The 25,418-nt window shown below is 68.4% G+C and carries 28 protein-coding genes and 1 pseudogene; 18 read left to right on the top strand and 11 right to left on the bottom strand.

The annotated features are described in order from the left end of the window. Window positions 1-123: 123 nt before the first annotated feature. Both ACZ6DT_RS12220 and ACZ6DT_RS12215 read right to left on the bottom strand, forming a co-directional pair. Window positions 124-372 carry a hypothetical protein gene (locus ACZ6DT_RS12220; RefSeq protein ID WP_465592685.1) on the bottom strand — a complete coding sequence of 83 codons (249 nt, stop codon included), beginning with the start codon at window positions 370-372 and terminating at the stop codon, window positions 124-126. Window positions 373-524: 152 nt separating this feature from the next. After that, on the bottom strand, window positions 525-1,679 hold the full coding sequence (locus tag ACZ6DT_RS12215; protein WP_465592682.1) for an epoxide hydrolase family protein: 1,155 nt from the start codon (window positions 1,677-1,679) through the stop codon (window positions 525-527). Between the two features lie 147 nt (window positions 1,680-1,826). Between ACZ6DT_RS12215 and ACZ6DT_RS12210 the strand changes: the two genes are divergently transcribed. Genes ACZ6DT_RS12210 through gcl form a run of 3 tightly spaced genes read left to right on the top strand, consistent with a single transcriptional unit; the run spans window position 1,827 to window position 5,236 of the window. Beyond that, window positions 1,827-2,654 carry a hydroxypyruvate isomerase family protein gene (locus tag ACZ6DT_RS12210; protein ID WP_465592679.1) on the top strand — a complete coding sequence of 276 codons (828 nt, stop codon included), beginning with the start codon at window positions 1,827-1,829 and terminating at the stop codon, window positions 2,652-2,654. Next, window positions 2,651-3,538 carry a 2-hydroxy-3-oxopropionate reductase gene (locus tag ACZ6DT_RS12205; protein WP_465592676.1) on the top strand — a complete coding sequence of 296 codons (888 nt, stop codon included), beginning with the start codon at window positions 2,651-2,653 and terminating at the stop codon, window positions 3,536-3,538. The genes ACZ6DT_RS12210 and ACZ6DT_RS12205 overlap by 4 nt, the downstream gene beginning before the upstream one ends. 3 nt (window positions 3,539-3,541) lie before the next feature. Then, window positions 3,542-5,236: a glyoxylate carboligase gene (gene gcl, locus ACZ6DT_RS12200; RefSeq protein ID WP_465592673.1), complete on the top strand. Its 1,695-nt coding sequence runs from the start codon at window positions 3,542-3,544 to the stop codon at window positions 5,234-5,236. Window positions 5,237-5,281: 45 nt separating this feature from the next. Here gcl and ACZ6DT_RS12195 read toward each other — a convergent pair whose 3' ends face one another. Both ACZ6DT_RS12195 and ACZ6DT_RS12190 read right to left on the bottom strand, forming a co-directional pair. Beyond that, window positions 5,282-5,710, bottom strand: coding sequence for a pyridoxamine 5'-phosphate oxidase family protein (locus tag ACZ6DT_RS12195; RefSeq protein WP_410646031.1), 429 nt, complete (start codon window positions 5,708-5,710; stop codon window positions 5,282-5,284). Window positions 5,711-5,883: 173 nt separating this feature from the next. After that, window positions 5,884-7,065 carry a lytic transglycosylase domain-containing protein gene (locus ACZ6DT_RS12190; protein WP_465592670.1) on the bottom strand — a complete coding sequence of 394 codons (1,182 nt, stop codon included), beginning with the start codon at window positions 7,063-7,065 and terminating at the stop codon, window positions 5,884-5,886. Window positions 7,066-7,315: 250 nt separating this feature from the next. On the opposite strand from ACZ6DT_RS12190, the gene ACZ6DT_RS12185 reads away from it, so the two are divergent. Both ACZ6DT_RS12185 and ACZ6DT_RS12180 read left to right on the top strand, forming a co-directional pair. Then, a complete protein-coding gene (locus ACZ6DT_RS12185; RefSeq protein ID WP_465592668.1) occupies window positions 7,316-7,894 on the top strand; it encodes an ArsR/SmtB family transcription factor in 579 nt (192 codons plus the stop codon). A 183-nt stretch (window positions 7,895-8,077) separates the two neighbouring features. Continuing rightward, window positions 8,078-9,403, top strand: coding sequence for an alpha/beta hydrolase family protein (locus ACZ6DT_RS12180; RefSeq protein WP_465592665.1), 1,326 nt, complete (start codon window positions 8,078-8,080; stop codon window positions 9,401-9,403). A 224-nt stretch (window positions 9,404-9,627) separates the two neighbouring features. Here ACZ6DT_RS12180 and ACZ6DT_RS12175 read toward each other — a convergent pair whose 3' ends face one another. Continuing rightward, window positions 9,628-10,428: a carbon-nitrogen hydrolase family protein gene (locus ACZ6DT_RS12175; protein WP_465592662.1), complete on the bottom strand. Its 801-nt coding sequence runs from the start codon at window positions 10,426-10,428 to the stop codon at window positions 9,628-9,630. Window positions 10,429-10,531: 103 nt separating this feature from the next. Here ACZ6DT_RS12175 and ACZ6DT_RS12170 point away from each other — a divergent pair, with 103 nt between their 5' ends. Both ACZ6DT_RS12170 and ACZ6DT_RS12165 read left to right on the top strand, forming a co-directional pair. Further along, a complete protein-coding gene (locus tag ACZ6DT_RS12170; protein ID WP_465592659.1) occupies window positions 10,532-11,191 on the top strand; it encodes a GntR family transcriptional regulator in 660 nt (219 codons plus the stop codon). A 5-nt stretch (window positions 11,192-11,196) separates the two neighbouring features. Then, window positions 11,197-11,508, top strand: a complete 312-nt coding sequence (locus tag ACZ6DT_RS12165) for a sporulation protein (RefSeq protein ID WP_465592656.1) — start codon at window positions 11,197-11,199, stop codon at window positions 11,506-11,508. On the opposite strand, the pseudogene ACZ6DT_RS12160 reads toward ACZ6DT_RS12165, so the two are convergent. Further along, window positions 11,471-12,071 (bottom strand): annotated as a pseudogene (locus ACZ6DT_RS12160) (TetR/AcrR family transcriptional regulator). The gene ACZ6DT_RS12165 and the pseudogene ACZ6DT_RS12160 sit on opposite strands and share 38 nt — an antisense overlap. On the opposite strand from ACZ6DT_RS12160, the gene ACZ6DT_RS12155 reads away from it, so the two are divergent. Further along, window positions 11,985-12,197, top strand: a complete 213-nt coding sequence (locus tag ACZ6DT_RS12155) for a hypothetical protein (protein WP_465592653.1) — start codon at window positions 11,985-11,987, stop codon at window positions 12,195-12,197. The pseudogene ACZ6DT_RS12160 and the gene ACZ6DT_RS12155 overlap by 87 nt on opposite strands. 9 nt (window positions 12,198-12,206) lie before the next feature. Then, the gene (ligD, locus tag ACZ6DT_RS12150) at window positions 12,207-13,142 is read left to right on the top strand and encodes a non-homologous end-joining DNA ligase (RefSeq protein ID WP_465592650.1); all 936 of its coding nucleotides are present in this window, start codon (window positions 12,207-12,209) and stop codon (window positions 13,140-13,142) included. A 170-nt stretch (window positions 13,143-13,312) separates the two neighbouring features. On the opposite strand, the gene ACZ6DT_RS12145 is transcribed toward ligD, so the two are convergent. Beyond that, window positions 13,313-15,697, bottom strand: a complete 2,385-nt coding sequence (locus ACZ6DT_RS12145) for an ATP-binding cassette domain-containing protein (protein WP_465592647.1) — start codon at window positions 15,695-15,697, stop codon at window positions 13,313-13,315. Between the two features lie 154 nt (window positions 15,698-15,851). After that, window positions 15,852-16,355: an Lrp/AsnC family transcriptional regulator gene (locus ACZ6DT_RS12140; protein ID WP_125781852.1), complete on the bottom strand. Its 504-nt coding sequence runs from the start codon at window positions 16,353-16,355 to the stop codon at window positions 15,852-15,854. A 93-nt stretch (window positions 16,356-16,448) separates the two neighbouring features. Here ACZ6DT_RS12140 and ACZ6DT_RS12135 point away from each other — a divergent pair, with 93 nt between their 5' ends. The 6 genes from ACZ6DT_RS12135 (at window position 16,449) to pspAB (ending at window position 21,201) form a co-directional block, all read left to right on the top strand. Next, window positions 16,449-17,633: an MFS transporter gene (locus ACZ6DT_RS12135; protein ID WP_465592643.1), complete on the top strand. Its 1,185-nt coding sequence runs from the start codon at window positions 16,449-16,451 to the stop codon at window positions 17,631-17,633. Between the two features lie 139 nt (window positions 17,634-17,772). After that, window positions 17,773-17,961: a hypothetical protein gene (locus ACZ6DT_RS12130; RefSeq protein WP_400945524.1), complete on the top strand. Its 189-nt coding sequence runs from the start codon at window positions 17,773-17,775 to the stop codon at window positions 17,959-17,961. A 45-nt stretch (window positions 17,962-18,006) separates the two neighbouring features. Then, window positions 18,007-19,149, top strand: coding sequence for a type III PLP-dependent enzyme (locus tag ACZ6DT_RS12125; RefSeq protein WP_465592640.1), 1,143 nt, complete (start codon window positions 18,007-18,009; stop codon window positions 19,147-19,149). Continuing rightward, entirely contained in the window at window positions 19,139-19,510 is a 372-nt protein-coding gene (gene speD / locus ACZ6DT_RS12120) for an adenosylmethionine decarboxylase (RefSeq protein ID WP_465592637.1), read from the top strand. Before ACZ6DT_RS12125 ends, speD begins: the two co-directional genes overlap by 11 nt. After that, window positions 19,510-20,370 (top strand): spermidine synthase, encoded by an 861-nt coding sequence (locus ACZ6DT_RS12115; RefSeq protein ID WP_465592634.1) that lies wholly within the window; start codon window positions 19,510-19,512, stop codon window positions 20,368-20,370. The genes speD and ACZ6DT_RS12115 overlap by 1 nt, the downstream gene beginning before the upstream one ends. Before the next feature lie 273 nt (window positions 20,371-20,643). Then, complete coding sequence (pspAB, locus tag ACZ6DT_RS12110; protein WP_465592631.1) at window positions 20,644-21,201, top strand: PspA-associated protein PspAB; 558 nt, start codon at window positions 20,644-20,646, stop codon at window positions 21,199-21,201. 12 nt (window positions 21,202-21,213) lie between these two features. Here pspAB and ACZ6DT_RS12105 read toward each other — a convergent pair whose 3' ends face one another. Continuing rightward, window positions 21,214-21,468: a hypothetical protein gene (locus tag ACZ6DT_RS12105; protein WP_465592628.1), complete on the bottom strand. Its 255-nt coding sequence runs from the start codon at window positions 21,466-21,468 to the stop codon at window positions 21,214-21,216. A gap of 253 nt (window positions 21,469-21,721) precedes the next feature. On the opposite strand from ACZ6DT_RS12105, the gene ACZ6DT_RS12100 reads away from it, so the two are divergent. Both ACZ6DT_RS12100 and ACZ6DT_RS12095 read left to right on the top strand, forming a co-directional pair. After that, complete coding sequence (locus tag ACZ6DT_RS12100; protein WP_465592625.1) at window positions 21,722-22,402, top strand: response regulator; 681 nt, start codon at window positions 21,722-21,724, stop codon at window positions 22,400-22,402. Between the two features lie 32 nt (window positions 22,403-22,434). After that, the gene (locus ACZ6DT_RS12095; RefSeq protein WP_465593002.1) at window positions 22,435-23,499 is read left to right on the top strand and encodes a PAS domain-containing sensor histidine kinase; all 1,065 of its coding nucleotides are present in this window, start codon (window positions 22,435-22,437) and stop codon (window positions 23,497-23,499) included. A gap of 301 nt (window positions 23,500-23,800) precedes the next feature. On the opposite strand, the gene ACZ6DT_RS12090 is transcribed toward ACZ6DT_RS12095, so the two are convergent. Together ACZ6DT_RS12090 and ACZ6DT_RS12085 are read right to left on the bottom strand one after the other, a co-directional pair. After that, complete coding sequence (locus ACZ6DT_RS12090; RefSeq protein WP_465592999.1) at window positions 23,801-24,175, bottom strand: response regulator; 375 nt, start codon at window positions 24,173-24,175, stop codon at window positions 23,801-23,803. A gap of 101 nt (window positions 24,176-24,276) precedes the next feature. After that, window positions 24,277-24,582 (bottom strand): ANTAR domain-containing protein, encoded by a 306-nt coding sequence (locus tag ACZ6DT_RS12085; protein ID WP_465592622.1) that lies wholly within the window; start codon window positions 24,580-24,582, stop codon window positions 24,277-24,279. A gap of 189 nt (window positions 24,583-24,771) precedes the next feature. Between ACZ6DT_RS12085 and ACZ6DT_RS12080 the strand changes: the two genes are divergently transcribed. Then, window positions 24,772-25,404, top strand: a complete 633-nt coding sequence (locus tag ACZ6DT_RS12080; protein WP_465592619.1) for a response regulator — start codon at window positions 24,772-24,774, stop codon at window positions 25,402-25,404. Window positions 25,405-25,418 lie beyond the last annotated feature (14 nt).

Below are 25,418 nucleotides of genomic sequence, written 5' to 3'. Positions count from 1 at the left end.
CGGGCGTGCGTGCTTCTCTTCCCCCTCCTTGTTCTTATTGTGTCTTCCCCCCCCCCCCCCCCCCCCCCCCCCCCCCCCCCCCCCCCCACCACCTGGACCGAACGGCCACCTTCGCCCTATCTCTCACGAGGGTTGACTGCTCAGCGCGTGCCGGGTGTCGAAGATGTAGGAATCGGGGCGTTGAGTGTCCCGATTCCTACATCGTGGAGGCGGCTTTCGGGTCTCGGTGCTTGATCGACGGAGGTTCGGGGTCGAGATGGGGACGGCGGCGTGGATCAGCACGCGTTCGCCATCGGCGTCGTCCTCGTAGTAGGCGATGAGCGGTCCCGACGGCGTGATCGGGCCGAGCGCCTTGAACAGTTCCGTGTACAACCGCTGTACGACGGGTCTGATCTCTCGGCAGCCCGATGGCGTCGTAGTGACGCAGCATCCGGACCGTCTCCCGGCCGTGTTTGGCGAAGTCTCCGATACTGAACATGACGCCTTCCACCAGACAGCCTGACACGGTGTCAGGGGTCAATCGGTCACCGCACGAGCCGGAAGAACGACCGCACCTCGTCGGTGAACACGCCGGGCTGTTCGAAGGCCGCGAAGTGGCCTCCACGCTTGAGTTCGTTCCAGTACCGGATGTCGGTGAACCGGCGCTCCGCCCAGCGGCGGGACGGGCGTGGGGTCTCGCGCGGGAAGATCGAACAGCCCGTCGGCACGGTGATTATGTCCACAGTGGACTCGGCGAACCAGCTCGACACCTCGGCGAAACTCTCCCAGTACAACCGGGCGGACGAGGCGCCGGTGCCGGTGAGCCAGTAGAGCGTGATGTCGTCGAGCATCGCGTCCCGGGTGAGCGCGTTCTCCGGATGGCCATCGCAATCCGTCCACGCCTGGAACTTTTCGACGATCCACGCGCACAGCGCGACCGGCGAGTCTGCCAGCGCGTAGCCGATCGTCTGCGGCCTCGTCGCCTGCTGGATCGCGTAACCCGAACCGTCCGCCTTGGCCCGTTCGAGGTCGTCGAGCGACTTCCGCTCGGATTCGGTCAGGTCGCCGAACGTCGCCGGGTCCGGCGCCGCCAGCGGTGGGTTGAGGTGGATCCCGGCCAGCCGACCGGGCGCCGTCCGCCCCATGAGCGTGGTGATGCTGGTGCCCCAATCGCCGCCCTGGGCGCCGTAACGCTCGTAGCCCAGGCCGTCCATGAGGCGGATCCACGCGTCGGCGATGCGCTGGATCGACCAGCCGGCCCGCGCGGGTTTGTCGCTGAAGCCGTACCCGGGCAAGGACGGGACGACGACGTGGAAAGCGTCCGCCGCGTCACCGCCGTGGGCGACCGGATCGGTGAGCGGACCGAGTACGTCGAGGAATTCGAAGACCGAACCGGGCCACCCATGAGTGAGGATCAGCGGCAGCGCGCCGGGGTGCGGGGAGCGGGCGTGCAGGTAGTGGATGCCGAGGCCGTCGATCTCGGTCCGGAACTGGGGGATCGCGTTGAGCCGGGACTCCGCGGCCCGCCAGTCGTAGTGCTCGGCCCAGTACGAACACAGTTCGCGCAGGTAAGTGGCGGGGACGCCTTGCGACCAGTCGTCGACGGTCTCGTCTTCGGGCCAGCGGGTGCGGCGAAGCCGGGAGCGGAGGTCTTCGAGGTCGGCCTCCGGGATCCGGGCTCGGAAGGGGGTGATGTCCATGGCGGCCGACGGTAACGAGGGGGTCCGACAATTCGTGGACTTCCGACGGCCGGGTGTGGTTACCAGGTCGTTGACCGAGGGCAGGCCAGCGGGCTATTCTCGATATACGAAAGAAAGTTTCCGCATAGCGAAATTACAGAGGTTCTGATGGCTGATCTTGCCGGTTCGCGTCATGCGCTGTCCTATGTGCTGAACCTGTCGCTGGTCTTCACCGAGTTGCCGTTGCTCGACCGTGCGGAGGCGGCGCGCGCGGCGGGCTTCACCGCGGTCGAGTACTGGTGGCCGTTCGAGACGGCAGTGCCGGACGCCGCCGAGGTCGACGCGTTCGTGGCGTCGGTCGAGCGGGCGGGTGTCGCGGTGACCGGGCTGAACTTCTTCCCAGGCGACATGGCGGGCGGCGATCGCGGTCTGGTCACCTGGACGGGCCGCGAGGACGAGTTCGCCCGCGGTATCGCCTCGGCCATCGAGCTTGGCGAGCGGCTCGGCTGCCGCCGGTTCAACGCGCTCTACGGCAACCGGATCGACGGCGCGGACCCGGCCGGGCAGGACAAGCTCGGCCTGTCGAACCTGGCGCTCGCCTCGGACGCGGCCGCGCGGATCGACGCGGAGATCGTCCTGGAGCCGTTGTCGGGCGCGGAGAAATACCCGCTCAAGACCGCGGGTGACGTACTGAAGGTGCTCGACGAACTCGGGCGGGACAACGTGAAGCTGCTGGCCGACCTGTACCACCTGGCGGTCAACGGTGACGACCTCGACACGGTCGCGACCGTCCACACCGGACGGATCGGCCACGTGCAGATCGCCGATGCCCCAGGGCGGCACCAGCCGGGGACCGGAACGCTGGACATCGAGGGATACCTGGAAAAGCTACAGACGGCGGGCTACCGCGGACAGGTCGGGGTGGAGTACAAACCCGACGGCCCGAGCGTGGATTCGCTGTCGTGGCTGCCTTTCGAACGAAGGGGACTGGCATGACCAAGCTGGGATTCATCGGCCTGGGAATCATGGGCGGGCCGATGGCGGGACATCTCGTCGCCGCCGGCCACGAGGTGAGCGGATTCGACAGGAACGCCGACGCGCTCGCGAGGTTGGAAGCCGCGGGAGGGCGGGCCGCGAACGGGGTTACGGACGCCGTGTCGGGCGCGGAAGTCGTCATCACCATGCTGCCGAACCACCCGCAGGTCGAGGCCGTCGCGCTGGCGGCGGGAGGGGTGCTGGAATCGGCGAAGCCGGGCACCTTGCTGATCGACATGAGCACGATCCGGCCGGAGACCTCCATCGAGGTGGCCGAGCGCGCGGGCGAACGGGAGATCCGCGTGCTGGACGCGCCCGTTTCCGGTGGCCAGGCCGGTGCCGAACAGGCCGCGCTGTCAATCATGGTCGGTGGTGAGGACGCGGACTTCGCCACCGCGCTCCCGATCCTGGAGGCGGTCGGCAAGACGATCGTCCATGTCGGACCGCACGGCGCGGGCCAGGTCGTCAAGGCGGCGAACCAGCTGGTGGTCGGCGGGACGTACGGGTTGATCGCCGAGGCCATCGTGCTGCTCGAGGCCTCGGGCGTGGACGCCGGCGTCGGCCTGGACGTCCTCGCGGGCGGACTGGCGGGCAGCCGGATCCTCGAACTCAAGCGGAAGTCCATGGTGGCGCGGGAATTCGCGCCGGGCTTCCGGATCGACCTGCACCACAAGGACATGGGCATCGTGCTCGCCGCCGCCAGGCAGGCCGAGGTCGCGTTGCCGCTCACCGGGCTGGTCGCCCAGCTCGTCGCCGCCGGACGGGCGATGGGTCACGGCTCGCTCGATCACTCCGCCCTGCTCAAGGTCGTCGAAACGCTGTCCGGCGCGAAGAACAAGGAGTGAGGCATGCCCAGAATCCCCGCCATGCAAGCCGTCGTCGACGTCCTGGTCAGTGAAGGCGTCGACACCGCGTTCGGCTGCCCCGGCGCCGCGATCCTCCCGCTGTACCACGCGATGCAGAACAGCGGCATCGAGCATCTGATCGTGCGCCACGAAGAGGGCGCGACCCATATGGCCGACGGCTGGGCGCGGACCACCGGCAACGTCGGCGTCGCGATCGGCACCTCGGGACCCGCCGGGACGAACATGATCACCGGGCTCTACACCGCGCAGGCCGACTCGATTCCGATCCTGTGCGTCACCGGGCAGGCCGACTCGCGGAAGCTGCACACCGAGGCGTTCCAGGCCGTCGACATCGTCGAGATCGCCAAGCCGGTGACGAAGTGGGCCGTGCAGGTCAAGGAGGCGGCGCAGCTGCCGTGGGTGTTCCGGGAGGCGTTCCGGATCGCGCGGTCCGGCCGTCCGGGCCCGGTGCTGATCGACCTGCCGATCGACGTCCAGCGGCAGGAGATCGAATGGGACTCCAGCATCGATTCACCACTGCCGGTCACCAGGGCGACGCCGTCACCGGCCAGGGTCGAGCGAGCGCTGGACCTCCTGCTGGCCGCCGAACGGCCGCTGATCATCGCGGGCGGCGGGGTGGTGCTCGGCGACGCGAGCGACCGGCTGCGGGCCGCGGCCGAGTTGCTCGGCGTCCCGGTCGGCGTGACGTTGATGGGCAAGGGAACCTTTCCCGAGGACCACGAACTGTTCGCCGGTATGGCGGGCATCCAGACGTCGCAACGGTGGGCGAACGCGGCCTTTCTCGAAGCGGATCTGGTGCTGGCGCTGGGCGCGCGGTTCGGCGACCGGCACACCGGTGACCTCGACGTCTACCGTGGCGGCCGGAAGTTCATCCACGTCGATATCGAGCCGACGCAGCTGGGCAAGGTGTTCGGGCCGGACCTCGGCATCGTGTCGGACACGGGCGCTTTCCTGGACGCGCTGATCGAGGCGGCGTCGAGTCGTGCTCCGGCGCGGGATCGGGCGTGGCCGCGGCGGATCGGCGAACTCAAGGAGAGCCTGCCGCGGCGGGAGGACTTCGACGACACGCCGATCAAGGCGCCCCGGGTGTTCAAGGAGATCAACGAGTTCTACGGCGAGGACGCCTACTTCGTCACCGCGATCGGGCTGTACCAGATCTGGTCCGGGCAGTTCCAGCGCGCGCACAAGCCGCGCCACTACCAGGTGTGCGGCCAGGCCGGTCCGCTCGGCTGGGAGATCCCGGCCGCGATCGGCGTCAAGAAGGCGAAACCGGAGGCCGAAGTCGTCGGCGTCGTCGGGGACTACTCGTTCCAGTTCCTGGTGGAGGAACTCGCGGTGGCCGCGCAGTACGACGTCGGGTTCGTGCTGATCATGCTGAACAACGAATATCTCGGGCTCATCCGGCAGGCCGAGACCGGCTACGAGATGAACTTCGAGGTCGACATCCACTACGACAAGATCGGCACGGACAACGTGAAGGTCATGGAGGCCTACGGCTGCTCCGGTACGCGCGTCAGCGAGCCCGGCGAGATCCGGGCGTCGCTGGAGTGGGCGCGCAAGGAGGCCGAGCGGACGTCGCGGCCGGTGCTGGTGGAGATCATGATCGAACGCGAAGGGAACGCCGCGATGGGCAAGGCACTCGACAGCGTCGTCGAGTTCGAGCCGATCGCGGGCTGATGACGGTGCCCGGCCACCCCGCGGTGACCGGGCACCGTCAGCTCGTCAGGCCTTGCCCTGATCGTTGCTCAGCCACTTCTCCGGCCGGACGCGGACCAGCACGGAGTTGTCACTGAGCGCGCCGTCGACGTACTTCGTGCCCTCGTCACCGGGCAGGTAGCGATGCGCGATCTTGAGCGCCTGCTCCCGGGTCGGCGGCGTGTCGTTCGCGATGACCGGACCCTCGGCCGTCACGTACTTGTAGGGGAAGGTCTCCGTCTGCGCGACCAGGCTGAGCCTGCCCGCCTTCTTGATCGCCTTGTCCTTGACCGAACCGCCGTCCATCCAGATCAGGAGTTCCCCGCCCGGCTCGTAGTCGTACCAGACCGGTACGGCCAGCGGCGCCCGTCCTTCCCGCTCCACGGCCAAGACCCCGATGTGGACCTCGCTCAGAAAGGCTTCCCGTTCCTCGGCGGTCATGACGAATGACGACATCCGTGTCTCGCTTCTCTCGGTTGGTGATCTACGAGAAGCGACAACGCGTGCAGGCTTCAGGACATTCCGGGCGCTACGTAGGTGATCCGTGCCGAGTACATGAAGGCCCCCTTCCTGTAGCTAGGCGCAAGGAAGGGGGCCTTCATGTACTCGGGTGGGCACCGAGCGGGGCGTTACGGGGCGGGCGAAGTGGTGCTGGTCGGGCTGGTGTCCCCGGCCGGGGTCGAGGGCGCCGGCGGGGTGGTCGTGGTGCTGGACGGCGGAGGCGTCGAAGACGGAGGAGTGCTCGAAGGCGGCGTCGACGAGGGAGGTGTCGGCGAAGGCGGCGTGCTGCTCGGCTTCGAGGGCGAAGTGCTGCTCGGCGGCTTGCTGCTGCTCGGCGGGAGCGACGTGCCGGGCAGCGGGATCGGCGGCGGCGTGGTCGTACCGGGTGGGGGAGTGCCGGGCAGGGTCGGCACCGGAACCTGGCCGCCCGGGGTACCGGCGGCGACGTCCTGGGAGTCGGGGGCGCCGACGGGGACCTGGCTGTCCGGCATCGTCGCGACGCCACCGCGGTAGGCGACCGCCCAGCGGATCACGGTGTCCACATAGGACAGTGAGTGATTGTAGCGGTACACGGCCACGCGCTGGGTCTGCTCGGACGTCAGGTCGACGCCGCCGGAGCAGAGGTAGCGGCCCGAGCCCAGCGTCGCGTCGTAGATGTTGTTCGGGTTCGATTCGCCGTCGCCGTTGCCGTCGGAGGCGTAACCCTTCCACGTGGACGGGATGAACTGTGTCGGGCCGACGGCGCGGTCCCACACGGCGTCACCGTCGTACTTGCCGCCGTCGGTGTCGGGGATCGCGGCGAAGGGCCCGGCGCCGTTGAGTTGTGGGCCTCGAATGGGTTCGAGGGTGTCGCCCTTGGCGTCGACGTAACCACCGCGCGCGTGGTTCGACTCGATGCGGCCGATACTGGCGATCAGCGCCCAGTCGATGTGGCAGCCGGGCAGTTCCTTCGCGAGGATGTCGGCCGCGTTCTTGTAGGCCTTCATCATGCTGGCGGGGATGCCGAGCGCGCCCGACGGCGCGAACGAGCCACCGACGTTGCCGGTGCCGCCGGGGACGATCAGCGGATCCGGGTGGGGCGGCTCTGGGAGGCTCCCGTCGACGGCGATCTCCGGGACCGTGCCCGCCGGCGGCTGCCAGGCCGCGGCCTGGTTCTGCGGTGCGGACGGTTTCGGCGCGGCGATCGGGGTGTCGGGACCCGCCGACGCGGTGACCGCGGGCAGGACGGCGAGCGCCCCACCGGCGAGCGCGAAGGCCGTCCGGTGCCGGGCGGACAACCTGTCCGTCTGTCGAGGGCGGTGCTTCGGCATGTTCTCTCCCGCTAGGTCGACTTCGGGCAAAACTATCCGATGCGACCGAATTTCGGGGACGACGCAACGAAAAACCCGCGAACCTGTCGAGTTTTCGTCCGCCCGGCACAAGACCTTCGTAGTGAAGTTGTCAATTTCACGCTGAGTTCACCGAAACGTCAGCAGAATCGCTCGCCACTTCGCGGGAGTGGTCTGAACCGCGTGCAAAGAAGCCTTTGCACAATCACCTTTGCACGGCTACCTTGGTGGTATGACCGGTCCGCCGCCCCCCGAAGAGATCGCCGACGCCGCCGTGCTGAAGGCGGTGATGCACCCGTTGCGCCGCAGGATCATGGAGGCGTTGGGCCGCGGGCCCGCGACGGCGACGAAGCTGGCCAAGGAACTGGGGGAGAGTTCGGGCGCGACCAGTTATCACCTGCGGGAACTGGCGAAGTACGACTTCGTCGAGGAGGCGCCGGAACTCGCGCACGGCAAGGAGCGCTGGTGGCGCGCCCGGCAGCGCGACATCCGCTGGCCCCGGCACAGCGAGCAGAACGACGAGATGCGCGCGGTGTTCGACGAGGCGCAGCGCGCCGCGTTCACCGAGGACCTCGAGCAGATGGCGCGTTTCCTCGATCGTCGCGGTGAGCTGGGCGAATGGGGTGACGCGCTGGTGTTCTCTCGCGGCGCGGTCCACGTGAACCTCGAAGAGCTCAAGCAGTTCTGGGAGGAGTACCTGGACCTGCTGCGCCGCTACTGGCGGCCGGAACCCGGCCCGGGCGCGCGGAAGGTGTTCGTGCGCTGGACGGCGTTCCCGGATCCCGACGGGGAGGTGCGGGAAGGGAAGTGAAAACCGGTGGGAGAGCGGCCACTCGACCACCGGTATCGCGTCACCACGCCGGACGGCGTGTCTTCACGAACGACTCCACATGTAAAGGGGGAGCAGCATGCTGCTCTGGAAAAGAATCGCGGCCGTCGGCGAGCTGGACATTCTCGCGTCGCCGAAGCTCGATGTGGTCCGGGTGAGCAGGCGATGATCACCGCACTGCTCGCGGCCGCCGTGGCGATCTCGTCACCGGTGCCCGCCGCCGCTCCGGACGGCGACGTCTCGTTCACCAGCCACGGCGTCACCTTGCACGGGACGGTGGTCGCGCCGAAGGGCGGCGGCCCGGCGCCGGGCATCGTCATGGTGCACGGCTCCGGCGAACACGACCGGGACGATTACCGCACCGAGGCGGAGGCCTTCGCCAAGGCGGGGATCGCGACCCTGATCTACGACAAGCGGACCGAAGGTTATTCAATGTTCGAGCGGGACTATTCGGTCCTCGCCGACGACGCGCTCGCCGCGGTGCAGGCACTGCGCTCGCGTCCGGGTGTGGATCCCGCCCGCGTCGGGGTGTGGGGCTTGAGTGAGGGCGGTTGGGTCGCGCCGTTGGCGGCGTCGAAGTCGAAGGACGTCGCTTTCGCGGTCACTGTCGGCGCCAACGGAGTCTCGCCCGATCGCCAGCAGTCATGGGCATTCGAGACCTATCTGCGTCACGGCGGGGTCACCGGTTCGATGGTGGACATGGTGGCGTCGACGAACATGCGGACCCTCGCGGGCGCCGGTGTGTTCCCGGAGGCCGGATACGACCCGGTGCCGGTGCTGGAAAAGGTGCGGCAGCCGGTGCTCGGCCTGTGGGGTGACCTGGATCGGCTCACCCCGCCCGGTGAGGCCGTCCGGATCTTCCGGGAAACACTGGAACGGGCGGGGAACCGGCAGTACACGCTGAAGGTCTTCCCACAGGCCCAGCACGGGCTCCGGCGGACCACGGACGGTTTCGACAAGCTCGACGGCTTCGCCCCTGGCTACCTCGACCTCGTCGGGGCCTGGGTGAACGGAGTGAGGAACGAGCCGTCCGCCGATCCGCCGCCACCGCAGGTGAGCCAGAGTGTCGCGCCGGCACCGCTCGCCTGGTACGAGGCGCCGTGGGTGCAGATCGGGATGTGGGCGCTGGCGTTGCTGGCGTTCGCCGCCTACCCGGTGACGGCGTTGTTCCGTCGTCGCAAGGAAGTTCCGCTCGCTGGGCCCGCGCGCTGGCTGGCGTCGACCGGATTGCTCGCCACGATGGGATTCCTCGTCTACTACGTCGCGCTGGCGGCGGGTGCCGCGATCGCGCCGGGTCCGGTCCTTTTCGGACGGACGTTGCCCTGGCTCGCCTTGCAGCTGGTCGCGATCGGTGTCGTCATCGCCGGTGTGGTGACGGCGATTTCGTGGTGGCGGAAGCAGGACCGCGGGGGAGTCCGCGTCGGCCTGCTGCTGACCGGAGCTGTGCTGTTCGTCCCGTGGGCGGTCCACTGGGGACTGCTGGTGCCGTGAGGCGAAAGCGGCCGTGATCGCCGCGGTTCCGGGGAAGTACATGATGGCCCCCTTCCTGTACCTAGGCGCAAGGAAGGGGGCCTTCATGTACTTGGGGCCTTCACACCTCGGAACTGGCCGAGAGCCTGGGTGCCGGGCGGCCACCCGGCACCCAGGCGAACGGAAGCCGCGTCACCACGCCCGAGGGCGTGTCTTCACGAACGGACCTCCGGATCAGAAGATACTCAGGACTTCGGGGTGACGGCGAACCGGCGCAGCAGCAGTGCCGGGTTCTTGGCGCGTACCTCGGAGATCCGGTCGGCGGAGACCTCCCCGGTGGCGGTTCCGGTGCGTTCGCCGAGCGAGGCGACGACGACGCCCATCGGGTCGACGATCATGCTGTGCCCCGAGCCGGTGGGTGCGGCCTGTCCCGCCGCGACGAGGTAGATCGTGTTTTCGATCGCCCGCGCCCGGACCAGCGTGGTCCAGTGGTCCTCCTTGAGCGGGCCGGGCATCCACTCCGCGGGCAGCAGTACCGCGTCCGCGCCGGCGTCGACCAGCCGGCGGGTGACCTCCGGGAACCTCAGGTCGTAGCAGGTCTGGAGGCCGAACGTGATCCCGTCGACCTCGAACGTCTCCGGCGCTTCGATGTCACCGGGCCGGACCAGTTCCGATTCGCGGAAACCGAAGGCGTCGTACAGATGGAGCTTGCGGTAGAGCGCGGCGATCGACCCGTCGGGACCGGCCGCGACGAGCGTGTTCGAGATCCGCTCGCCATCGGGGAGCGCTTCGTTGATGCCCGCGACAACGGTGACCTGCCGGTCCTTCGCGAGGCTGCGCAGCCCGGTGATGAACGGTCCGTCGAGTTCTTCGGCCGAGGTCACGAATTCGCGGCTCATCGTCGGTACGGTGAACAGCGAGTACTCGGGCAGCACGACCACTCGCGCGCCGCGGTCGGCCGCTTCGCCGACGAGGGAGGAGACGCGCGCGAGGTTCGCCTCTTTGTCGTTGCCGGGCGCGAACTGCGCCACCGCGACGTGCACCATGGGACCCCTTCCAATACGTGGATCTCTTGTATACATGGTGGATACTTGGCTGGTCCAGGTGTAGGCTCAGTCGCGGAAAGTAACGGTATAGAGGGGGAGCGAGATGACTGTGACCGCCGAAGGGGGCGGCCCGGCGCGCGAGCGGGTCTACACGTGGCTACGCGACGGAATCATCTCGGGCGAGCTGGAAGGCGGCCGTTTCCTCGATGAGATGTGGGTCTCCGGCATCGTCGGCGTGTCCAGGACGCCGGTGCGCGAGGCGTTCCACCGGCTGGCCGCCGAGCGGTTCATCAGCCTCCTGCCGCGCAAGGGCGCCCAGGTGCGCACGGTCACCGCCAGGGAACTGGAAGAGGTCTACCAGAGCAGGCGGCTGATCGAAGGCCACGCCATCGCGGCGCTTTGCGCGAACCGGGCCGGTGCTCCCGCCGAACTGCCGGAACTCATCGAAGCGATGGCGAGCGCCGGTGCCGAACGCGACTGGTTCGCCGTTTCGGGGTCCGACCGCCGATTCCACCGCGCCATCGTGAACGCGGCGGGCAACACCGTCTTGACCGAGCTCTACGACACCCTTCGTTCGCGGCAGCAGCGGGTCACGGTCCGCGCGCTGGAGGCGCGCCCGGAACGGCTGACGGTGATCAACGAGGAACACCGTGCGCTGGTCGCCGCCCTGGACGACCACGACGTGAAAAAGGCGTCAAGGTTGCTGGTGGAGCATTTGCGACCGGTGTCCGAAGTGATGTCGGTGCTGCCTCAGGAAGGCTGAGCTCGATGGGACTCGAAAAGGTCGTCGGCGTCATGCGTGACAACCTCACCGTCCGGCGCGTCTACGGCGAGCCCGTGGAGAAGGACGGCGTCGTGATCATCCCGGCCGCGAACGTCGTCGGTGGTGGTGGCGGCGGGCACGGGGCCGAACAGGGCAAGGAAGGCGAGGGCGGCGGGTTCGTCCTCGCCGCGCGGCCCGTCGGGGCGTATGTGCTCAAAAACGGTGACGTGCGCTGGATCCCGGCGGTGGACGTGACGTTCCTCGGCGCGGTGTTCGCGGTCATGGTCGCGACGATCCACCGGGCTCGGCGCCGGTGATCCCGGTGAGGAACTGCTCCCGATCGTCGTGCTCACGCACCTCGTCGGCGATCGACCGCAGGAACGGGAATTCGGCGGGACCGAGTTCTTGCCACGCGTTCGCCGCCGCGCGGAGGAATTCCGCGCGGTCCACGCCGGCCCCGAGCACCCGGGAGTTCGCGGTGTTCTGGCCCGCGGCGCCGAAGATGTAGTGCACCAGCGCCGAGGTCGCCGTGAACCAGGTGGTTTCGGGGACGTCCAGCGCGCTGACCCGTCGACCGATGCTCTCGAAGATCCGTGGCGTCACCGAGCCCCAAGGGCTGAGAGAGCTGTGCGGTGAGTTGCGGGGACAGCCAAGGGTGCCGTTCGATCGCATCGAACAGGCCGAGCGCGAGGGCGCGGATCTCTCGCAGGGGTGAACTCGCGGCCTCGACGGCCAGAGCGGCACCGACGACGGACGCGGTCGCGGCGTCGAGCAGCGCGCCCTTGTTCGGCACATGCCAGTAGATCGCTCCCGGGCCGGTGGAGAGGCGTTCGGTCAGCGCCCGGAAGGTCAGCCCGCGCTCGCCCGCCGCGTCGAGCAGTTCGACGGCGGCCTCGACGATGCGCTCGCGGGACAGAGCCTCCGCGCGTGTCCGTGGTGCCTGCCGTCATCCTGGCAGAGCACCGCTGCGGATCGAGCGGACGCGGATCGGTGGCTTTCGGGTTAGTTTGCCTGCATGGCGAAAAGCTCGGCGGTGGAGATCGAGGTCGGTGACCGGACGGTGCGCGTGTCCAACCCGGATCGCGTCTATTTCCCGGCGCGGGGCGAGACGAAGCTCGACCTCGTCCGGTATTACCTCGCGGTCGGCGACGGGATCGTGCGGGCGCTGCGGGAACGGCCGTGCATGCTGCACCGGTTCCCGTCCGGGGTTTCGGGGGAGAAGGTCCACCAGAAACGGGTTCCGAACGGTGCCCCGGACTGGCTCCAGACCGTCCGCGTCGACTTCCCCTCCGGCAGGCACGCCTACGAACTGTGCGTCACGCATCCCGCCGACGTGATCTGGGCGGTGCAGATGTCGACCGTCGAGTTCCACCCGTGGAACTCCCGCCGCGCCGACACCGAACGCCCTGACGAATGGCGGATCGACCTCGATCCGATGCCCGACTGCCCGTTCTCGGCCGTGCGGAAGGTCGCCCACACCGTCCGCGAGATCCTGGACGAACTCGGCGTCACCGGCTGGCCGAAGACCTCCGGCGGGCACGGCCTGCATGTCTACGTCCGGATCGAACCGCGGTGGGGCTTCCAGGACGTCCGCCGGGCGGCGCTCGCCTTCGCCCGCGAGGTCGAACGCCGGATGCCCGACGAGGTCACCACCACCTGGTGGCGCAAGGACCGGGACCCGTCGAAGCTCTTCGTGGACTACAACCAGAACGCCAGGGACCACACCATCGCGAGCGCCTACTCGGTCCGCGGCGTGCCCGAAGCCGTCGTCTCGACCCCGATCAGGTGGGACGAGATCGACGACGTCGAGCCGCGTGATTTCACCATCGCCACCGTGCCCGCGCGCTTCGCCGAACTCGGCGACCTGCACGCGGGCATCGACGACACGGCGTACTCGCTCGACACCCTGCTCGAGTGGGCCGACCGCGACGGTCTCGACGCCGAAGACTAGGAGTCCGTAACTCCGCACTCGCGTGATCGGAGGCGTAACTCACGTGATCAGAGGCGTAACTCGCGTGATTACAGGCGTACACGCGAGTTACGGCTCCGATCACGCGAGTTACGCGTCTGATCACGCGAGTTACGGCCTCGTTCCGACGGCGAGTCCGGTGAACCGGCGGGTCACTTGCCGACGTAGGCCGCCAAGTGCTCGCCGGTGAGCGTCGAAGCGGACGCGACGAGGTCGGACGGCGTGCCCTCGAAGACGATCTTGCCGCCGTCGTGGCCGGCACCCGGGCCGAGGTCGATGATCCAGTCGGCGTGCGCCATGACCGCCTGGTGGTGCTCGATCACGAGCACGGACTTGCCCGCGTCGACGAGCCGGTCCAGCAGGCCGAGCAGGTTCTCGACGTCGGCGAGGTGCAGACCGGTGGTCGGCTCGTCGAGGACGTAGACGCCGCCCTTGTCGCCCATGTGCGTCGCGAGCTTCAGCCGCTGCCGTTCACCGCCGGAGAGCGTGGTGAGCGGCTGGCCGAGGCTGAGGTAGCCGAGCCCGACGTCGTCGAGCCTGCTGAGGATCGCGTGTGCGGCCGGGATACGCCCTTCGCCCTCGCCGAAGAACTTCACGGCCTCGGACACCGGCATCGCGAGTGCTTCGCTGATGTTCTTGCCGCCGAAGGTGTACTCCAGCACCGAGGCCTGGAACCGCTTGCCCTCGCACTCCTCACAGGTGGTCGCGGTTCCGGCCATGATGCCGAGGTCGGTGTAGATGACGCCCGCACCGTTGCAGGTCGGACAGGCGCCCTCGGAGTTGGCGCTGAACAGCGCAGGCTTCACGCCGTTGGCCTTGGCGAAGGCCTTGCGAATCGGTTCGAGCAGGCCGGTGTAGGTGGCCGGATTGCTCCGCCGCGAGCCGCGGATGGGCGTCTGGTCGACCGAAACCACGCCTTCGGCGGCCGGGATCGAGCCGTGGATCAGCGAACTCTTGCCGGAGCCCGCGACACCGGTGACGACACAGAGGACACCGAGCGGAACGTCGACGTCCACGTTCCGGAGGTTGTGCCGGTCGGCGCCGCGGATCTCCAGTTTGCCGGTGGGCCGGCGAACGCTGTCCTTGAGCGCCGCGCGGTCGTCGAGGTGCCTGCCGGTGATGGTGTCGCTGGCGCGCAGGCCGTCGACGGTGCCCTCGAAGCAGATCGTCCCGCCCGCGGTGCCCGCGCCGGGGCCGAGGTCGACGACGTGGTCGGCGATGGCGATCGTCTCCGGCTTGTGCTCGACGACCAGCACCGTGTTGCCCTTGTCGCGCAGTTGCCGGAGCAGGTTGTTCATCCGCTGGATGTCGTGCGGGTGGAGCCCGATGGTGGGTTCGTCGAAGACGTAGGTGACGTCGGTGAGCGACGAGCCGAGGTGCCGGATCATCTTCGTGCGCTGCGCTTCACCACCCGAAAGCGTGCCGGACGGCCGGTCGAGGGAGAGGTAGCCGAGGCCGATGTCGACGAAGGAGTCGAGGGTGTGCTGAAGCTTCTCCAGCAGCGGTGCGACCGACGGTTCCTTCAGTCCGCGGACCCAGTCGGCGAGGTCGCTGATCTGCATCTTGCAGGCGTCGGCGATGTTGATCCGCTTGATCTTCGACGACCGGGCGAGCTCGCTGAGGCGGCTGCCGTCGCATTCGGGACAGACGGCGAAGGTGACCGCCCGGTCCACGAACGTGCGGATATGCGGCTGCATCGCCTCGCGGTCCTTGGCCAGGAACGACTTCTGGATCGTGGGGATCAGGCCCGTGTAGGTCAGGTTGATGCCCTCGATCTTGAGCTTGACCGGCTCCTTGTAGAGCAGATCGTCCAGCTGCCTCTTGGTGTACTTCTTGATCGGCTTGTCGGGGTCGAAGAAGCCGGAGCCACGCAGGATGCGGCCGTACCAGCCGTCCATGGAGAAGCCGGGGATCGTCAGCGCGCCCTCGTTGAGGGATTTGGTGTCGTCGTACAGCGCGGTGAGGTCGATGTCGTTGACCTTGCCCCGGCCTTCGCAGCGGGCGCACATGCCGCCGGTGATGCTGAACTCGCGGCGTTCCTTCGTGGTCCGTCCGGCCTTTTCGACGGTCACGGCGCCCGCGCCCGAGATCGAGGCGACATTGAAGGAGAACGCCTGTGGCGAGCCGATATGCGGTTTGCCGATCCGGCTGAAGAGGATGCGCAGCATCGCGTAGGCGTCGGTGGCGGTGCCGACCGTGGAGCGGGGGTCGGAGCCCATCCGCTGCTGGTCGACGATGATCGCGGTGGTCAGCCCGTCGAGCACGTCCACCTCGGGCCGGGCCAGCGTCGGCATGAAGCCCTGCACGAAGGTGCTGTACGTCTCGTTGATCAGCCGCTGCGACTCGGCCGCGATCGTGTCGAAGACCAGTGAGCTCTTGCCGGAACCGGAGACACCGGTGAACACCGTCAGTCGTCGCTTCGGCAACTCGACGGCGACGTTCTTGAGGTTGTTCTCGTTCGCGCCCAGTACACGGATCAGGTCGTGGCTGTCGGCGGGGTGTTCCTCGGGCGGCTGCGGCTTGGTGGTCTTGCGCATCGTGTCTCCATCCTCGTGTGGGCCGCGTGTACGTTCCGTCAGCCTCACCGGCTCGATCTAACCAGCTTCGAGCCGTTCGTCCTCATTGGTGATCACGCTAGGTGAACATGGCCCGCCGGTGCTTCTCGATTCCTGATCCGTCTGGGGGGCCTGTTCAGACGCTCCAGCCTTCGCTCTTGGTCGCCTTCAGGTAATCCTCGACCGGCGGGCCGACCGGCCTGCCCTCGTACTGCGTCGAGAGCACCACCGACGATCTGATCTCGCCGTGTTTGCCCAGCCGTTCGAAGAGGCCCTCGAGATGTTCGAGCGACACGGCCCGCACCTTCAGCATGGTGCAGCGATCGCCGCTGAGCCGGTGCAGTTCGACCACCTCGGGATAGTCGTCCGATTTGCTGGTGCGCAGCAGGCAGCTGCCGAGCGAGCAGCGCATTTCGACGAACGCCTGGAGGTCGTACCCGGCGCGGCGCGCGTCGACCTGGGCGCGGTACCCGGTGATGACGCCCGCCTCCTCCAGCCGCCGGACCCGTTCGGCGACCGCCGGGGCGGAGAGGTTCACGCGGCGGCCCAGTTCCTTGAACGAGAGCCGTCCGTCGCTCTGGAGCGTTTCGACGAGCCGCCAGTCGAGGTCGTCCAGCGCTCTTTCCGATCGTAAGGTCATCGCGCCCGGATTCCTTTCATGATGCGCCTCGCACCCCCGCGAGGCCTTCGACAGCCTATTCGCCGAGGCGCCCGGAATCCCTAGATTCGAATCATGAAACCGATGTTCGCGCTCTTCATGGGCGTCGCCTGTCTCAGTACCGCGGTCGTCGGCCTGTCCACCACGGCGGCGTTGATCATGGTCGAACGCGCCGGTGCGGCATGGAGCGGGCTGCCGAGCGCGGTGCTGGTGCTCGGTTCCGCCGCGGGTTCGCTGTCGTCGGGAGCCTTGGCCGCCCGTTACGGCAGGCGCTTCGTCCTGGTGCTGATGTACGGGGCCGCGGTGGCGGGGGCGCTGATCTCGTTCGCCGGTGTGCTCGGCGGATCCGTGCTCGCGCTGGTGGCGGGCATGCCCTTGATCGGCTTCGGCAACAGCGGGGCTCAGCTCTCGCGTTACACGGCCGCGGATCTGTCCCCCGAGCACCGCAAGGGGTTCGCACTGTCCACAATGGTCTGGGCGGGGACCGTCGGCGCGGTGGCGGGGCCCGCCTTGATCGCGCCGGCGGCCGCGAGGGCCGAAGCCGCCGAACTGCCCGCGCTCTCCGGTCCGATCGCGGCCGGGGCGATGGTCGTGGCCATCGCCGTGGCCGCCGTCGCCACTCTGCCGCGTGGCCTCGCCGCCCCGGAGGAGGGCGTGCCGAGGCGGGAACGGATGTCCGTGCGCGATCCGGTGATCCTCGGACCGCTCGTGGCGATGGTGGGCGCGCAACTGGCCATGGTGGCGGTGATGACGATGACCCCGATCCAGCTGCACCAGCACGGTCAGGGGCTCGACGTCGTCGGCTGGGTGCTGAGCGCCCATCTGGTCGGGATGTTCGCGCTGGCGCCGGTATCCGGCTGGATCGCCGACCGGTGGGGTGGCCGCGCGGCCATCTTCGGCGGGATCGGCACCCTCACCGTCGCGGCGGTCACCGCGATCGGCGCCCCCGATTCGCATCACGTGGGAATCCCGCTCGCGATGTTCCTGCTGGGCTACGGCTGGAACCTGGTGTTCGTCGGCGGCAGCAGCATGCTCAGCCGCGATCTTCCGCCCGCTCAGCGGACGAGGGCGCAGGGCACGGTCGACGCCTTCGTCTGGGGGACGTCCGCCGCGGCGAGTCTGCTCGCCGGGCACCTGTTCGGCCTGGGCGGATACGTTCTGGTCGCCATCGCGGGCGGACTGTGCGCGCTCGTTCCGCTCGCGGTGATCGGTCGCCGGGCGGCCGCGCCGGAACCCGCTGAAAAAGCCGGGCTTCGCTGATTTGTGAAGCCCGGGCACTGCCGTCATACTGCGTCACTCCGACACGGACGAACCCCGTGATGACGCAGATCACGTGGGTGACCGATTCGGGGGGTCCTAGGGTGAAAGCAGACAAGATGCGGGAGATCGGGGGTGCACGATGAGCGAGTTCGCGGTGAATCTGCGGGACCGGGTACGGCAGGCGAGGGAAGACGTCCAGATCGCCAAACAGGCCTCGGACGAGGACAGGGCTTCGGCCGTCGGCGCCGATCTGGCCAACCTGGAGCGCCTGGCCGCCGAACACGGGGTGGAGCTGCCCGAGCAGACCTCGGGTGACACCCGGGCGTGACCCCGGGTTTCGTGCCGGTGATCGGCCTTTGACACCCTGGGGCGTGTGACCGAGAGCTTGAACCGGATCCGCGCCTTCCTGGCGGATCGCGAACCGCCGACACCGTGCCTGGTGGTGGACACCGACCTGGTCGCGGAGCGTGCCGCCGCCGTATCGGCGGCCTTCCCGGACGCGCTGATCCGGTACGCGGTCAAGGCGAATCCCACGCCAGGTGTCCTGGACGCGGTGCTGTCGGCCGGTGCGGGGTTCGACGTGGCCGGGACGGCGGAAATCGAACTGTGCCTGTCCCGGGGCGCGCGAGCGGCGGAACTGGCCTACGGCAACACGATCAAGAAACCGGCGGACATCGCCTTCGCCCACGAACGTGGAGTCCGTGAATTCACCACGGATTCGGCCGGGGATCTGGCGAACCTGGCCGAGCATGCACCTGGTTCACTGGTCTCTGTCCGCTTGCTGACCGGCGGCCCGGATTCGGTGACACCGTTCGGCCACAAGTTCGGCTGTGAACCGGCGGTGGCCGCGGCGCTGCTCCGCCAGGCCGTGGAAGCCGGGCTGCGGCCGGGAATCGCGTTCCACGTCGGTTCGCAGCAGCCGGATCCGGCCGCCTGGGAGATCGGGATCGCGACCGCGGCCAAGGTCGCCGCCGACGCCGGCGTCAGCCTGGAGCGGCTCAACATCGGTGGCGGGTTCGCCACCGAGCACCGGGAACCCGTGCCGTCACTCACGGACTACGCGGGTGTGATCCACGCCGCCCTCGAAGAGCATCTGCCGGGACCGGAGCTCCTGCTGGAGCCGGGCCGCGTGATCGTCGCCGACGCCGGGCTCATCAGGACCGAAGTCGTACTCGTGACCACCCGGGCCGCCGCCGACGAACGTCGCTGGGTGTACCTCGACGTCGGCAGGTACAACGGAATGGCGGAGTGCGAGAACGAAGCCGTCGCGTATCGACTGGAGCCCGTCGGCGTCAAGGGTCCGGAAGGGCCGGTGGTCCTCGCGGGGCCGACCTGCGATGGTGACGACGTGCTGTACCAGCGGACGCCGTGCGCGCTGCCGAGGTCGTTGAAGGCGGGTGACCGGTTGGACATCCCGGGCACCGGGGCGTACACCGCCAGCTATTCGTCCGTCGCCTTCAACGGAATCGAGCCGTTGCGCACCTATTGTGTGGGGAGGTTCGCCGATGCCGGGTGAAGAACCACTCGTCGGCCGGTTCGCCGGCCGCCACGTACTCGCGGAGTTCGAGGGGATCGAGCCGTCGCTGCTCGACGACGCCTCGCTCCTGAAGAAGACCCTCGCCGACGCGGTGACCGAGGCGGGGGCGACGGTCTGCGAAGTTGTGTCGCATTCTTTCGCCCCGCAAGGAGTCACCGTGCTCGCGCTGCTGGCCGAATCGCACGCGTCCGTGCACACCTATCCGGAGATCGGCTCGGTGTTCGTGGACGTGTTCACCTGCGGGGACCGGGCGGATCCGGAACGCGCGGTCGCGCTGCTGGCGAAGCTGCTGGGTGCCGGCACCGTCCGGATGTCCACTGTGGAACGAGGAGAGAGCTGATGGCGCAACGAGTGATCGTCGAGCCGATGGGCGCGGGGCTCACCCGGAACTGGCACGTCGAGGAGGTCCTGTTCGAGGGCCGTACCGCGTTCCAGAACGTCCTCATCGGACGGACCACGCAGGGGATCTCCCTGTTCTGCGACGACGAACGACAGAGCACGGAGCTGAGTCAGCTCGTCTATCACGAGGCGCTGATGGTCCCGTCGCTGCTGCTCGCCGAACGCGTCGAGCGGGTGCTGGTCATCGGCTCCAGCGAAGGGGTCGCCTCCCAGCTCGCGGTCGCGGCGGGGGCCGAAGTGGTCGACCACGTCGACATCGACGCCGAAGCCGTGCGGGTCTGCGCCGAACACCTTCCCTACGGCTACACCCTCGACGAGCTGACCCGCGCCGAGCGCGGGGAGGGGGAGGTCCGCGTCCACTACCGCGACGGCTGGGAGTTCCTCGCCGAAGCTCAGGAGCGCGGGGACGACTACGACGTCGTCGTGATCGATCTGCCGGACGAGAACGACGATCCGGAGGCGCAGCACAACCGGTTGTACGGCGCCGACTTCCTGGCCCGGTGCACGGCACTGCTCACCGACGGGGGAGTGGTCGGCTGCCAGGCGGGTTGCCCGACGCTGTGGCGCAATCAGACGCTGATCGCGTCGTGGCGCCGGTTCACCGAGTCGTTCGGGACCGTTCTCTATTACGGTTCGGACGAGCACGAGTGGGCCTTCCTGAGCGGAAGGGTCGACGTGCTCGACGATCCCGGTGCCCTCGTCGCGGAGCGGATCGGCAAGGCGGGGATCGGGGAGTCCACTATGGACGAACGCGCGCTGAGGGCGAACACGGTGCCGCCGATCTCCCTGCGGCGTCGCTGAGAGACCTTCTCGCCGGGATGAGTCGAATCTGGCGTGTTCGGTGGTGTCGGTGGTGTCGCCCCCTGTGTCGTCCATTAGCGGTGGATGAGAACCGTGGTCTTTCCGGTGTCACCAGGGGTCACAACGGTGGACGGTGAAGTGACCGGCGATCGCTGGTAGGGCCGTTGGTCACCGGATCCGGGGACTTGTCCCGCACGATGCGCGACCGTGCGGCCCTAGGGCGCGAGGATGTCATCGGAAAGGCTTCACGCAGAGGGAAGGGTGCGTGAGGTCATGGCGTTGTTGGCAAGCCTTCGAGGGAAGAGCAGGTCGGTGCGGCCGAGCCTGCTTCCGTTGCTGGAATTGAGGTCCGCGGCCTTGACGCTGCGGTCCGGTCACGGGCTGGCCCCGACGGGGACGGGGAGTGTCTGCTTCGTCGCGGAAGGCCGTCCGGGGGCGGGGACGGACGCGGAGATCGTCGCCGGTCTCGCCGGGGACTCCGTTCGCCGCAACGTGGTCATCCACGACGCGCACGGACGGACGATCGTTCGCTGCTGGCGGGAGAACGGTGATCTGGGCTGGCTTCTCGACGACCTAGCCGACGTCAACGAGAGACTGGCCCGGGCCGGGTTCGCGTCCTGGTTGCTGCATACGGCGGTCGACTTCGCCGAGTTGCGGGACATGCGGCATCCGAGGCTGATCATGGTCTATCGCCGGGAGCGCGGCACGTTCTACCCGTACGCCCCGCGCGGGACCCGCGGCCGGGACAGGGGGACGGAGCTGAAGATCCGCTCGTCGCTGACCCGGATCGTGCCGATGGAGCCGGACATCGGCCGCTGGCACCCGGTGTGACGGGTGCCCCGGTCAGCCGGTCGCGCCGCTGAGCCAGCCGCGCAGCCGTTGGACGCGCCGGTCCCGCGAATTCCACCGCGACCGCTTGACGAAGGCCGCGCCGTCGAGATGCCGGATGGCGGTCAGAACCTCGTCGAGCAGAGAGGCGTGCGTTTCGGATTTCGCCACGACTCTCGGCGCCTGCTCGGGCCCGGCGCCGATCGATGCCCGGTGGGTGACGCCGTGCGTGCCGGGACGGCGGCGGGTTTCGAAGATCCTCGTGGTCACGTCCCGGTCCCCTTTCCGTGCTCACGGTCCGGTGGGCGTCACCTTCGACGATGCGGCACCGCGGGCCCTTCCGGTCACCGCCGAAGGTCGTGCCTTCGAGAGCACAAAGACCTCTCTCGGTCGCCGGACGGGTACGGCGGGTCACGGGTCGGCTTCGAATTGCCGGGCGGGCCGGAGACGATGGAAGAATGCCCGCCGGCGTCTCGCCGCCATTTCCGGGAATCGGCGAGATCACGATCGACGGAGAAGGTGTATGCCGAACCCGACGTCCCCGCAGCCCAAGTCCCCGGCCGCGGCCCCGATCCGGGTGCTGCTCGTCGAGGACCACAAGATGGTGGCCGAAGCGCTGGGCGCGGCCTTCGAGGAATTTCCGGAGATTCACCTGGTGGCGTCGGTGGGGTCACTGGCTGGCGGGATGATCGCGGCGGAGGAGCATCTGCCCGACATCGTCCTGCTCGATCGGCGGCTGCCGGACGGCGACGGGATCGAGGCGATCACCCGATTCCGTGCGATCTCGCCGTCGAGCAGGGTGCTCGTGCTGACCGGTGACGCGAACAGTGCCATCGTCGCCAGGATCCTCGAGGTCGGCGGGGCCGGGCTGTTGCTGAAATCCGGTCTCCTCGACGAATTGGTCATGGCGATCCGGACCGTCGCGGCGGGCGACGTGGTCATCGACCCGGATCTGCTCGGCGGTGCCTTGGCCATGCTGTCCGGGAGTTCCGGCAGGCTCGGGCCGGTACTGACCCTGCGGGAACGGCAGGTGCTCGGGCTGATCGCCGAAGGGGCGGGAACCGATCGGATCGCCGAGGAGCTGCGGCTCGCCCGGAATACCGTGCGGAATCACGTGCAGCGGATCCTGGTGAAGACCGGCACCCATTCGAAACTCGAAGCCGTGGCCCATGCCCGCAGGAATGGCCTCCTCGAACGGCCGTAGCGGGGAGAGGTATCCGGGTGCCAAGCTGCACTATGGCCATGCTGCCATCGGAACGAACACCTGGTCACCGCGGTGCTGTGCTGTTCGAGTTGTTCATGCGCAGTGTCGTCGACTACGCCATTTACCTGCTGGACGCCGACGGCCGCGTGATCAGCTGGAATCCGGGGGCGGAACGGATCAAGGGGTATTCGGAGGACGAGATCCTCGGTCACCATTTCTCAGTTTTCTACCCCGAGCACGAGGTCGCCGCCGGCAAACCGACCTCGGAGCTGCTGATCGCGGCGGAGCTGGGCAGTCACGAGGACGAGGGTTGGCGCGTCCGTCGCGGCGGTGACCGGTTCTGGGCCAACACCGTGATCACCGCGTTGCGGGATGAGCAGGGCTGTCTCGTCGGTTTCGGCAAAGTCACCCGTGATCTCACCGAACGCCGCAAATCGCAGGAGGAAAGGACCGAACGGCGACAGGCGTTCGCACATCTGGTCCGGGCGCAAGAAACCGAACGTCGTCGTATCGCGTGGGATGTTCACGACGATTCCATTCAGTCGATGATCGCGGTGAGCATGCGGTTGCAGATGCTCGCCGCGCAACGGCGGGATTCCGCTTTGCTGCAACTCGATGAAGCGATCCAAGGGGCGATCCGGCGGTTGCGGATCCTCGTGGCCCAATTGCGCCCGCCCGCGCTCGACGACGACGACCTGGTCGCTTCCGTCCGCGACTATCTCGACGAGGTCGTCGCCGGCTGGGGAATCGACGGCACGCTGCGGCACGATCTGCCGGTCCAGCCGCCGCCCGACCTCGTCGTCACCGCCTTCCGGATCCTCCAGGAGGCGTTGGTGAACGTGCGGAAACACGCGAACGCCACCGCCGTCGTGGTTTCGCTGACGGGTCGGGACGGCGGTCTGCTGGCGGAGGTCACCGACGACGGCGACGGGATGAAGCCGTTTGGCGAGAGCGCCCCCGAACTGTTGTCGGGCGAGCACATCGGAATGGCGTCGATGCGTGAACGTGCGGAAGCGGCGCAAGGATGGTTCCGGATTTCCAGCAGGCCCGGTGAAGGGACGTCGGTGGCCTTCTGGATTCCGCTGGGCCCGGTCTGACGGTCGCCCCCGGATCCGCGGGGAGCCGGGACAGAGGAGGCCTCTCGATGCCGGAACCGGGAACCAAGCGCGGGTCGCCACCAGGCTGCCGCAGGTGGACGACGTCCTGATGAACGAGCCGGCGGTCGTCTTCAACGGGACGTGATGCTGCCGGAGATGGACGGCCACGCCACGACGGCCGCGATCCGCGAGCTGCCGCGGTTCGCCGGCCTGCCGGGGCGAGCGACTACGTCACCAAACCCGTGAACGCGACGGAACTGCTGGCCGGTATGGAACGCTGGCTCGCCGACTGAACTTTGGCCTACTCGGTCCCGTTGGCACTGGTCGCGCAGAGGCGCCGGAGGGCCGCGACGATCTCGGTGTTGGGGCTGCCCTTCACGAGGTACTCGGTGACGCCCGCGGACGCCATCTGGGCGATGGACCGCGTGTCGCTGTGCGCGGAGAACGCCATCAGCCGGGTGCGGGGCACCCGCCGCCGGATCTCCCGTGCCATCCACGCCCCGCCCCCGCCGGGGATCCGGACGTCCAGCACGGCGACCTCCGGGGTCAGCAGTTCCGCGAGCGCGACCGCCTCACCGGCGTTCAACGCGATGGCGACCACCTCGATGTCCGGTTCGGACTCCAGAAGGGCGCGCAGCGCGTCACCGATGACCGGGTTGTCGTCCGCGACGAGCACCCGAAGTCTGGGGGGCGGCGTTCGGTTCATCACGCGGTCCGTGCCCGCGCGGTCTGCGGCGCCGGTGGTGGTCGCGGGCCCCCCGCCGAACATGGCGTGACTCAGCAAGAGACTCGGCGATCGCCTTCCCTCGGCTGTTCGACGAGTGTCCTGGCGACATCGTGGATCTTCATGTTGTTGTTGCGGCAGAACGAGCGAAGCAGTTCGAACGCCGCGTCGATGTCGACCTGGTAACGCTCGGCGAGGATTCCCTTCGCCTGTTCGATGGGAAGCCGGTGGTCCAGCGCGTACTGGAGTTGCTCGGCGCGGGCACGGTAGAAGCGGACGCGGTCGCGCAGGGCCACGATGTCGTCGGCCCGGTCGGGAGAGCCGGCCGGCGCGGCCGACGAAAGCATGGTCTCGGACATGAAGTGATCGTCCCAGCGGCGTGATTGCCCCGGAAGAAGAGAACGTCCTGACTCGAATGATGCAAATGAACCTGGTCCGGTCGGCGGCAGCCACCCGAACGGGCGCCGAACAAGGCCCTTTGGCCTGTCGCAGTGACCGGCCGTGCGCCGTACGCTCTCATTCGAGGAGGGGAAGCCGTGGAGGTCGGAATGCTCCGGGTGTTTCTGGTCGACGATCACGAGGTGGTCCGCCGAGGCGTCGCGGACATGCTCGAGGAGGACTCCGGTCTGTGCGTGGTCGGCCAGGCCGCCACCTTTTCCCAGGCGCTGGCGAGGATTCCGGCGTTACGGCCGGATGTCGCGGTACTCGACGTGCGGCTGCCGGACGGGAACGGCGTCGAACTCGCGCGGGAACTGCGCTCCAAGATGCCCGAACTGAAATGCCTGATGCTCACCTCCTACACCGACGAGCAGGCGATGCTGGACGCGATCATGGCGGGCGCGAGCGGCTACGTCATCAAAGACATCCGGGGGATGGACCTGGTGGCGGCAGTCAAGGAGGTCGGCCTCGGCCGGTCGCTCCTGGATACGCGCGCCGCCGCGACGCTGATGGCGAAGTTCCGCGACGACGCCGCCAAGAAAGGCCCGCTCGCCGGGCTTTCCGATCAGGAACGCACGCTGCTGGAACTGATCGGCGAGGGGCTGACCAACCGGCAGATCGCCGAGCGGATGTTCCTCGCGGAAAAGACCGTGAAGAATTACGTGTCGCGGTTGCTGACGAAACTCGGGATGCAGCGGCGCACCCAGGCGGCCGTGCTGGCCACGGAACTGCGACGGCAGTGACGGATCGGCCGCGC

The sequence above is a fragment of the Amycolatopsis sp. NPDC041971 genome (assembly GCF_055588925.1).
Note: the sequence above shows the minus strand (reverse complement) of the source record. Positions and strands in the feature narration are given on the sequence as shown.

What these genes read in the sequence shown, in the direction of transcription:
- ACZ6DT_RS12215 (WP_465592682.1), bottom strand. Translation starts at nt 1,679, where the DNA reads ATGGACATCACCCCCTTCCGAGCCCGGATCCCGGAGGCCGACCTCGAA.
- ACZ6DT_RS12210 (WP_465592679.1), top strand. Translation starts at nt 1,827, where the DNA reads ATGGCTGATCTTGCCGGTTCGCGTCATGCGCTGTCCTATGTGCTGAAC.
- ACZ6DT_RS12205 (WP_465592676.1), top strand. Translation starts at nt 2,651, where the DNA reads ATGACCAAGCTGGGATTCATCGGCCTGGGAATCATGGGCGGGCCGATG.
- gcl (WP_465592673.1), top strand. Translation starts at nt 3,542, where the DNA reads ATGCCCAGAATCCCCGCCATGCAAGCCGTCGTCGACGTCCTGGTCAGT.
- ACZ6DT_RS12195 (WP_410646031.1), bottom strand. Translation starts at nt 5,710, where the DNA reads ATGTCGTCATTCGTCATGACCGCCGAGGAACGGGAAGCCTTTCTGAGC.
- ACZ6DT_RS12190 (WP_465592670.1), bottom strand. Translation starts at nt 7,065, where the DNA reads ATGCCGAAGCACCGCCCTCGACAGACGGACAGGTTGTCCGCCCGGCAC.
- ACZ6DT_RS12185 (WP_465592668.1), top strand. Translation starts at nt 7,316, where the DNA reads ATGACCGGTCCGCCGCCCCCCGAAGAGATCGCCGACGCCGCCGTGCTG.
- ACZ6DT_RS12180 (WP_465592665.1), top strand. Translation starts at nt 8,078, where the DNA reads ATGATCACCGCACTGCTCGCGGCCGCCGTGGCGATCTCGTCACCGGTG.
- ACZ6DT_RS12175 (WP_465592662.1), bottom strand. Translation starts at nt 10,428, where the DNA reads ATGGTGCACGTCGCGGTGGCGCAGTTCGCGCCCGGCAACGACAAAGAG.
- ACZ6DT_RS12170 (WP_465592659.1), top strand. Translation starts at nt 10,532, where the DNA reads ATGACTGTGACCGCCGAAGGGGGCGGCCCGGCGCGCGAGCGGGTCTAC.
- ACZ6DT_RS12165 (WP_465592656.1), top strand. Translation starts at nt 11,197, where the DNA reads ATGGGACTCGAAAAGGTCGTCGGCGTCATGCGTGACAACCTCACCGTC.
- ACZ6DT_RS12155 (WP_465592653.1), top strand. Translation starts at nt 11,985, where the DNA reads ATGCCAGTAGATCGCTCCCGGGCCGGTGGAGAGGCGTTCGGTCAGCGC.
- ligD (WP_465592650.1), top strand. Translation starts at nt 12,207, where the DNA reads ATGGCGAAAAGCTCGGCGGTGGAGATCGAGGTCGGTGACCGGACGGTG.
- ACZ6DT_RS12145 (WP_465592647.1), bottom strand. Translation starts at nt 15,697, where the DNA reads ATGCGCAAGACCACCAAGCCGCAGCCGCCCGAGGAACACCCCGCCGAC.
- ACZ6DT_RS12140 (WP_125781852.1), bottom strand. Translation starts at nt 16,355, where the DNA reads ATGACCTTACGATCGGAAAGAGCGCTGGACGACCTCGACTGGCGGCTC.
- ACZ6DT_RS12135 (WP_465592643.1), top strand. Translation starts at nt 16,449, where the DNA reads ATGAAACCGATGTTCGCGCTCTTCATGGGCGTCGCCTGTCTCAGTACC.
- ACZ6DT_RS12130 (WP_400945524.1), top strand. Translation starts at nt 17,773, where the DNA reads ATGAGCGAGTTCGCGGTGAATCTGCGGGACCGGGTACGGCAGGCGAGG.
- speD (WP_465592637.1), top strand. Translation starts at nt 19,139, where the DNA reads ATGCCGGGTGAAGAACCACTCGTCGGCCGGTTCGCCGGCCGCCACGTA.
- ACZ6DT_RS12115 (WP_465592634.1), top strand. Translation starts at nt 19,510, where the DNA reads ATGGCGCAACGAGTGATCGTCGAGCCGATGGGCGCGGGGCTCACCCGG.
- pspAB (WP_465592631.1), top strand. Translation starts at nt 20,644, where the DNA reads ATGGCGTTGTTGGCAAGCCTTCGAGGGAAGAGCAGGTCGGTGCGGCCG.
- ACZ6DT_RS12100 (WP_465592625.1), top strand. Translation starts at nt 21,722, where the DNA reads ATGCCGAACCCGACGTCCCCGCAGCCCAAGTCCCCGGCCGCGGCCCCG.
- ACZ6DT_RS12095 (WP_465593002.1), top strand. Translation starts at nt 22,435, where the DNA reads ATGGCCATGCTGCCATCGGAACGAACACCTGGTCACCGCGGTGCTGTG.
- ACZ6DT_RS12085 (WP_465592622.1), bottom strand. Translation starts at nt 24,582, where the DNA reads ATGTCCGAGACCATGCTTTCGTCGGCCGCGCCGGCCGGCTCTCCCGAC.
- ACZ6DT_RS12080 (WP_465592619.1), top strand. Translation starts at nt 24,772, where the DNA reads ATGCTCCGGGTGTTTCTGGTCGACGATCACGAGGTGGTCCGCCGAGGC.